This is a genomic window from Ruegeria sp. CDSC068 (assembly GCF_059610545.1).
On the sequence record NZ_JBXWNV010000021.1, the window covers coordinates 1 to 7,655 of the forward strand.

The 7,655-nt window shown below is 53.4% G+C and carries 6 protein-coding genes and 1 tRNA gene; 6 read left to right on the forward strand and 1 reads right to left on the reverse strand.

Going from position 1 to position 7,655, the window contains the following annotated elements; translation table 11 throughout:
* Positions 1-78 precede the first annotated feature (78 nt).
* The 5 genes from AC2FID_RS22345 to AC2FID_RS22365 all read left to right on the forward strand — a co-directional run bounded on the left by AC2FID_RS22345 (position 79) and on the right by AC2FID_RS22365 (position 5,132).
* Positions 79-155: transfer RNA gene (locus AC2FID_RS22345), tRNA-Met, on the forward strand.
* Between the two features lie 421 nt (positions 156-576).
* On the forward strand, positions 577-1,692 hold the full coding sequence (locus AC2FID_RS22350; protein ID WP_496838783.1) for a Hint domain-containing protein: 1,116 nt from the start codon (positions 577-579) through the stop codon (positions 1,690-1,692).
* A gap of 525 nt (positions 1,693-2,217) precedes the next feature.
* On the forward strand, positions 2,218-2,658 hold the full coding sequence (locus AC2FID_RS22355) for a hypothetical protein (protein ID WP_282121604.1): 441 nt from the start codon (positions 2,218-2,220) through the stop codon (positions 2,656-2,658).
* Positions 2,659-2,769: 111 nt separating this feature from the next.
* Positions 2,770-3,501, forward strand: coding sequence for a metallophosphoesterase family protein (locus AC2FID_RS22360; protein WP_496707768.1), 732 nt, complete (start codon positions 2,770-2,772; stop codon positions 3,499-3,501).
* Between the two features lie 182 nt (positions 3,502-3,683).
* Positions 3,684-5,132, forward strand: a complete 1,449-nt coding sequence (locus AC2FID_RS22365; protein ID WP_496838785.1) for a mannose-1-phosphate guanylyltransferase/mannose-6-phosphate isomerase — start codon at positions 3,684-3,686, stop codon at positions 5,130-5,132.
* A 160-nt stretch (positions 5,133-5,292) separates the two neighbouring features.
* Here AC2FID_RS22365 and AC2FID_RS22370 read toward each other — a convergent pair whose 3' ends face one another.
* A complete protein-coding gene (locus AC2FID_RS22370) occupies positions 5,293-6,453 on the reverse strand; it encodes a nucleotide sugar dehydrogenase (RefSeq protein ID WP_496838787.1) in 1,161 nt (386 codons plus the stop codon).
* A 352-nt stretch (positions 6,454-6,805) separates the two neighbouring features.
* Between AC2FID_RS22370 and AC2FID_RS22375 the strand changes: the two genes are divergently transcribed.
* Positions 6,806-7,066 carry a hypothetical protein gene (locus tag AC2FID_RS22375; protein WP_282121600.1) on the forward strand — a complete coding sequence of 87 codons (261 nt, stop codon included), beginning with the start codon at positions 6,806-6,808 and terminating at the stop codon, positions 7,064-7,066.
* Positions 7,067-7,655: the final 589 nt, after the last annotated feature.

Genomic DNA, 7,655 nt, shown 5'->3' on the forward strand with positions numbered 1-7,655 from the left:
CCCCGGCCTCAAGTAGCGTAAGCAACAGGCCGAAAAACGGTCTCAAGTAGCCGAATAGGCGGTAGACCACCAAAGTGTCGCGGGATGGAGCAGCCCGGTAGCTCGTCAGGCTCATAACCTGAAGGTCGTAGGTTCAAATCCTACTCCCGCAACCAGCGTCAGATAGTCCAAAACACCACGGTCAGACTGCAATTGATCAAATGAATCAATCGTTTAACATCTGCGCCCTGTCAGGTGAATAACCGTAAGGTCAAAGACACAAATCCTAAGCGCAAAAACAGGGATGAAAACAATATATCATGCATTTCGCTTGGTATTTTGCCTTCGGCTATCACAACAGGAAGCACTGAGGACGCAAATACTTTGTTATGCGCGTCTGCGTGGTCCCAGCTAAAGGTTCTGAACAAAATCGGATTGATACTTGAATCTCTGTTGCAGTCCGCGACCAAAACGGGGAGCAACAGAATTCCTAAGAAATCTCTTCCCCAATGATGAGAAACAAGCCAATATCTCGATCTGAAAAGTCGACGTAAGCGGTGTGAAAACCGTTAACTTTTGGGGCAGGTCGAAAGTAGCATGGCAAACTTCAACATCTCTGGCGGCGTTGGTACTACGTTCACCGATACTTCTCCTGGTGGCGGTTTTGTTATTGATTTCGACTCTCTCGACAACAGCTTTAGCCTGCAGATCAATGGTGTGGATTTGTTTGTTGGTGGACCCGCAGGGGCGCCGAATGAGCTGCAATTCCAACGACAAGTCAATGGCACCGAGGGTCAAACTGTTCGCTTTGCTGACGGGGACAGGTACGAAATCGATACACCAGCTGTTTGGCAGCTTGGAAACACCAACGGTGAACCAGTTGTTCGTTTGGTCGTTGAGCCGGACGGAACAATCCAGCTCTTTGGCGTGAAGTCAGATAACGGCGCGCTTGTACCGCTGGAATTTTTCAACGGAATGACGGTAAATTCCGCCGCAATTGCAAACGCTTGGAACGATACCGGGTCGAACACCATTACCATCGACCAGTCCGTGACCGGCCCCACAAATGCAGACGGCGAGTTTGTGGACGTTTTGTGCTTTGCGGCCGGAACATTGATCGAAACACAGGAAGGGCCAGTTCCGATAGAGGATCTGCGGGGAGGCGATCAGGTTCTCACCCAGGATCACGGATTCAAACCGGTTCGTTGGGTCGGATCGCGTAAACTGAGCCGTGAAGAGCTTGAAGCTCAGCCACGGCTTCGGCCTATCCTAATCCGAGTGAATGCCTTGGGTGATGGGTACCCAAAGCAGGACCTAATTGTGTCCCAGCAGCACCGCATTTTGGTGTCATCAGCTGTCGCCATGCGCATGTTTGAGTGTCAGGATGTTTTGATACCGGCAAAAAAGCTGTTGCCTTTGGATGGCATCGACTTTCTGCCCGACACCGCGGGTAGCGTCGAATACTTTCACATACTGTTCGATCGGCATGAGCTCATCTGGTCCAACGGGGCGCTGACGGAAAGCTTGTTTACCGGCCCCGAGGCACTCAGGACTGTATCTCCAGAAGCCCGACAAGAAATCAAAGACTTGTTTCCCGAATGTTGCGATCCGCAGTTCGAGGCGATTTCCGCACGCTACATTCCCAAAAAGGGCAAGCATATGCGTAAGTTGGTGGAACGGCACCAGGTGAACAACAAGCCACTTTATAGCTGATCATCTGTCTCAGACCTGTTTACGTCACTTTTGAGATTTGAGAGCGCTGCCGAAGGATCGCTTGATCACCGCTTGGGCGGTAAAATCCATTTCATCCCATCCGGCTTTTGGACGCGATTGAAAATTTCTGCTAATTTGTCCTCCAAGTGCAATGTGGGTTCGAGTTGCCGCGCCGCTTTTGCCGATACGAACGAAGTCCCCACTGCATTTGTGAACCAGAGCTGAACTACGGTTGTATGCTAATTGGATAGGCTTGCGGTCAGAACTGCTTTCAGCTGAACAAACTCCGGTGATAGAGCAGCCGGAAATCAAAAAGTTTAAGAAAACTATAACTAAACTTTTGATTTAAAACATAATTTTGACTTTTCCCGCTCACAGGGAACGCACCACGCGGTTTTACCTCTGATCCGGTCCGCAACTGGAATCGGAGGCTTCGAAATGCTGGAAAAAAGGAATCTTTTTCGCCCTCAGCGCGCGTCGGCCAGAGCGTATTGCAAACCTAAGCACCGCGGAATCAAAGCTATAGTGGCGGCACTGTTTGCGGGAGTACTGACCTCGGTGACTTCTGTCCCTTCGCCCACGTTAGCTGACGGGCTGATGGTTGTTGGCAGCGATCGAGGCGGGTATCTGCATGACCGTTTGATCGAAATCGAAAATCTGCAAAAAAACGGCATTCAAGTCGAAATTCGGGGACGTGTCTGCTTTTCAACCTGCACGATGTTTCTGGGCCTTCCCGGGACCTGTGTGAACCCTGACACGACATTTGGATTCCATGGACCTTCGCGCAGTGGCCGGCGGCTTGCCCCAAAAGACTTTGACTATTTCAGTCACATCATGGCCGCGTATTATCCCGAGCCGCTTAAGACGTGGTTCATGGAAAAAGGGCGTAACCGGATCAACGGCGTTTTCAGGATAAAAGGCACAGAGATCATCAGAATGGGAATTCCTGCCTGCCGGACAGCCTGAATGAAGCTTGCTTAGACCGGCGCGCAAATGTTAGACGCCTTGGGTCTTGACCGCCGGCCCATGAATTCAATGATAGCCGGTCGCTGCAGCCACTCAGGAGGCACCCTTAACGTGCTGTCATCGCTGATTCAACGTTTCGGGCGACGCGCGGTCTTTCCTGCTCCTGTGCCGGACACGCCGACCTGTGTCATTGGTGATGTGCACGGCTGCATAAGGCAGTTGCAGAAACTGTTGCCTCAGATTCCTCGGGATCATCGGATCATCCTTGTCGGAGATTATATCGATCGCGGCGAAAACAGTGCTGACGTTCTACGTCTGATCCAAGACCGCCCGGATTTCATCTGTCTGAAGGGAAACCACGAAGACATGATGTTGAATTTCCTGTGTGACCCTGAGGAATATGGCCCGCGCTGGCTGCGCTATGGTGGCCTGCAGACGCTGGCCTCATTTGATGTCCGGAACGTGCGCGCCGAGATGACCGCTGCTGAACTGGTCGCCTGCCGAGACAATCTTTTGGCGGAGATGGGACCTGAGCTGGTCCAATGGATCGCGGAATTAAGGACCTTTGATTATTCCGGCAACGTCCTTGTGACGCATGCTGGTGCAAATCCGAGTACGCCCGCCGATCAGCAACCCGAAAAAACTTTGATGTGGGGCCATCCAGAATTTCGAACTACCGACAGGCGAGACGGTGTTTGGGTTGTTTATGGTCACACAATTGTCGATCAAGCCACAGCGCGGCGCGGACGGATTGCTGTGGATACCGGCGCCTTTGCCACCGGCGTACTGACTGCGGTCTGCCTGGACGGTGGTGAGCCTACATTCATAAGTGCCCGTCCTTAGCGCCGTTCACGCCGAACCAGGTTCGAAAGCACGCAAAATTCTCGATGGTACACAGCTTCGGAAACTCATCCACGCTCGCGGCACAGAACATCCTTTTTTTCGGCCAAACCAAGCCAAGCCTTGTCAGGTCATGACGGTTTCAATAGGAAAATTAGGAACCGCGTCAAATTATTGAGCATTTTATGTTGATCTGTCCTGTCCTTCTTTGTGGAGGCTCCGGTACGCGCCTCTGGCCTTTGTCCCGAAAGAGCTACCCGAAGCAATTCGTTCCATTGGTCGGAGAAGAGACTCTGTTTCAAGCGTCTGCCCGCCGGTTATCCGGAACAAACGCGGAATTGGAATTTGAACCGCCGGTGGTTCTGACCAACTCGGACTTTCGGTTCATTGTCGCGGAACAGCTGCAGGCTATTGGAATTGATCCCGGAACAATCATGATCGAACCTGAGGGTCGCAACACGGCGCCAGCGGTTCTTGCGGCGGCACTATATGCTTATGCCAAGGATGAGGCCGCTGTATTGCTGGTTGCCCCTTCCGATCACGTTGTACCGGATGCTGCTGAATTTCAGGCCGCTGTTGCCCGTGGTCTGGAGGCGGTTGCGCAGGGCAAACTGGTGACTTTCGGCATCACCCCGACACATGCGGAAACAGCGTACGGATACCTTGAACTGGCTGCTGGGTCGGACGGTGACGGTGCGCCTGTTCCGTTGAAGAAATTTGTCGAAAAGCCAGACCTCGCCCGTGCGACCGAAATGCTGGAGGCCGGGAATTACAAATGGAACGCAGGGATTTTCCTGTTCCGGGCGGCGGACATCATTGCGGCCTTCCAGGCGCATGCCCCCGATATGATCGAGCCGGTCAAGACAGCGGTGGAAAAAGCAAAGCAGGATCTGGGGTTCCTGCGTCTCGACCCTGAAAGCTGGGCGCAGGCCGAAGACATTTCGATCGATTATGCCGTGATGGAAAAGGCAACGAACTTGTCGGTTGTGCCCTTCGGCGCCGCATGGTCGGACTTGGGCGGCTGGGACGCCGTATGGCGCGAAAGCGGCCCGGACGCACAAGGTGTGGTGACCAGTGGGGGGGCAACGGCGATTGATTGCCAGAACACCCTTTTGCGGTCGGACAGCGAACAGTTGGAAATCGTGGGTATCGGGCTGGATAACATCATCGCTGTGGCGATGAATGATGCGGTTCTGGTTGCGGATGCATCGCGGGCGCAAGATGTCAAAAAAGCGGTTAGCGCGCTAAAGGAAAAAGGCGCGCCGCAGGCGACGGCGTTCCCGAAGGATCACCGCCCGTGGGGATGGTTCGAAAGCCTGGTGGTCGGAGAGCGATTTCAGGTCAAGCGTATCTATGTGCACCCTGGTGCTTCGTTGAGCCTGCAAAGCCATTTCCATCGATCCGAACATTGGATTGTTGTTGAGGGAACGGCCCGCGTGACAATCGATGATCGTGAGCAATTGGTGACCGAGAACCAATCTGTCTATATCCCTCTTGGGGCAATGCACCGGATGGAAAACCCGGGAACGGTCCCGATGGTCCTGATCGAGGTGCAAACCGGCACGTATTTGGGCGAGGATGATATCGTGCGTTACGAAGATAAATACGCGCGCGGGCAGGGGGCCAAGGGCTGAACTGCGCACCGGGTTCTGTGTGACATTGGTTTGAAAACGCGCGGCAGGGATTGCAGCCTTGCAAACCTAACTTATCAAGCAAAGCTGATCGTCGGTTTTTGATCCTGTCAAACCGATCAATAAGGTCATTGCCCAGAAGTGCAGAACAAGTGAAAACCGTTTAGTCCGCGCCAAACAAGTCTCGGGTGAACACCTTGTCCGCGACATCTTCAAGTTCGGGGCTATGCCGGTTGGCAACGATCAAGTCGGCTTCGGACTTAAAGGTTTCGAGATCCTGCACAACACGAGAGCGGAAAAATTCATCTTCCTCCAACGTTGGTTCATAAACGATGACCTCCACGCCTTTGGCCTTCAGCCGCTTCATGATGCCTTGAATGGAAGACTGACGGAAATTGTCGCTGCCGGCTTTCATGACCAGCCGGTGGATCCCAACGACGCGTGGGCCTTTCATCAGGATTCGATCTGACAAAAAATCCTTGCGCGTCCGGTTCGCGTCCACGATGGCACGAATAAGGTTTTGCGGAACATGGCTGTAATTGGCCAAAAGCTGTTTGGTATCTTTTGGCAGGCAATACCCCCCATAACCGAAGGACGGATTGTTGTAGTGATCGCCAATTCGGGGATCCAGCGAGACCCCCTCGATGATCTGGCGTGTGTTCATACCGCCAGCCATGGCATAGCTGTCCAGTTCGTTAAAAAAGGCCACTCGCATGGCGAGGTAGGTGTTGGAAAACAGCTTGATCGCTTCGGCTTCATCCGGGTCGGTGAACAGGACGTCCACGTCTTTGGTCAGGGCACCCTCAAGCAAAAGCTCGGCAAATACCCGCGCCCGGTCCGAACGTTCGCCAACGATCACGCGGGACGGGTGCAGGTTGTCATAAAGCGCGCGCCCTTCACGCAGGAACTCCGGCGAGAAGATGAAGTTGTCGCTGCCCAGGTCAGAGCGCAGCGACTGAATAAACCCCACCGGAATCGTCGATTTGATGATGACGGTGGCCTTGGGGTTAATCGCATTCACCTGCCGGGCGACAGATTCGACACTGGATGTATCGAAGTAGTTGGATTTGGCATCATAATTTGTCGGGGTTGCAATAACGACGAATTCGGCATCTTCGAAGGCCGGTTCCGTAGTTGCCCTGAGCGACAGCGTTCGGTTGGCAAGAAAGTCTTCAAGCTCAGCATCGACGATGGGGCATTGGCCGGAATTGACCATTTGAACCCGCTCTTCAGAAATGTCGATTGCCGTGACATCGTGGTTTTGTGCCATTAGCACCGCGTTGGACAATCCCACATATCCAAGACCTACAACTGCAATCTTCATACCTTTGCCCTCATATTCGCAAGCCGGTGACTACTTCACCTGCTGTATTGCTTGCCGATTGTAAATGCGCATGTGTGCCTCTTACGCCCCCATTCCGAATTTTCGTTAGCATCTGACCTGCTTGAGGCAGGCCTGCGCCAAATGCGGGCTAACGCGCAAGCCAGACCGTTTATGAGGCACCTAAAACCTGCTCAATCCCAACTATTTTTTTGATGTAGAAATGGGAAAAAGTCCCTCAAAAAAGCAACTTAGCGGCATTGCAAAAAATCTGAGGAATTTTCAGGAATTCAGCATTCTCAGGTTGAAGCTTGTGTGATAACGGTCAGACAACACTTGATTTAGGAGATTCAGGATGATCAGAGCGTCTCTTCTTGCGCTAGCCCTTTCAGCGACGGCCGTTCATGCACAAGATGCGAGTGCGGCGCAAGCTACCGCCGGAGGCGGTGCAGGCTCTGGTGGTGCGGCGGCAGGTGGCGCGGCTGCGGCAGGTGTCACAGGTTTTGTACCGTTGGTTGCCCCAGCTTTGGGCGCGGTTGCGGCAGCAGCTGGTATCGCTGCAGCAGCTGGCGGTGGGTCAACAAACAGCACCACAAGCACGACGGGCACCAACTAAGGCCCTTATCCCCAGCTTAAATGAAGACAGCGCGCCTTTAGGGCGCGCTGTTTCTTTTCAGAGTGTCGCCCGCACCTTAAATTTTCATAATTTTTGTCGCTTAGCTGCCACACGAATAACTGTTGTGCGTCACGCTGCGGGCATTGATCTGGCCTGGCACAGGGCCGGCCAGACGCTGATTGTCCGTGTGGAACCAGCTTAAGGTTGGGCACTTTGGAGACCTTGCACAGCGCAGAGATTACTTTGTCTCGGATCAGTTGCCCGGACAACGAGACAGATATTGGTTCCGGGTCGGCTTGAGCCCCAAGTAGGGACCGGATGCACTGCTTGATTTCAGCAACTGCAGAAACCGGGCGAAGCGCGATGTGGAATTCGGCCGTGTCCCCGGCCAGACCACAAAAAACGCTTTGCAGGTCAACCACGCTGGCCTTTTCCATCTCTAGCAAGATCACAACCGTGGACTTGTACAATGGGACAGCGGAAACAAACGCGTAGTACACGCCAACCAGAATGACCTCGTCCGGATTACATTGAGCATGCGCGTATGTACTTGTTGCAGGTGCCTGGATACCAGGAACGTCACGACGTT